Below are 387 nucleotides of genomic sequence, written 5' to 3'. Positions count from 1 at the left end.
GGCGGGTTCCGGCGTACGAACTGGAGGACATCGTCCGGCAGTTGCTGGAGCGCGACATCCGCTACGGCGCCGCCCGCGAGGCGCTGCCGCAGCGCATCGCGCACACGGTGCTGGTGCAGATGGAGCGGGCCGGGGAGGCGCCGGACGACCGGGTGCAGGACGCGGTGGCGCGCAACAGCGCGGTGAAGGCGGCGGTGAAGACGATCTGGCCGGCCGTCGACCCGGCGAAGCTGGTGCTGCGGCTGCTGGGCGACGCGGAGTTCCTGGCCGAGCACGCGGAAGGGCTGCTCGACGAGGAGGAGCGGAAGGCGATCCTGTGGGCGAAGCCGGCCCGGTCGGTGAAGTCGGCGAAGTTCTCGCCCGCGGACGCGGTGCTGATCGACGAGG

At 72.9% G+C, this 387-nt stretch carries 1 pseudogene; it reads left to right on the top strand.

From position 1 onward, the window contains the following. A pseudogene (locus tag KDL01_RS42715) lies at positions 1-387 on the top strand (AAA family ATPase); the annotation flags it as partial.

Source organism: Actinospica durhamensis (assembly GCF_018139695.1).
GTDB lineage: Bacteria > Actinomycetota > Actinomycetes > Streptomycetales > Catenulisporaceae > Actinospica > Actinospica durhamensis.
This window is presented reverse-complemented; position numbering and strand designations above follow the sequence as displayed.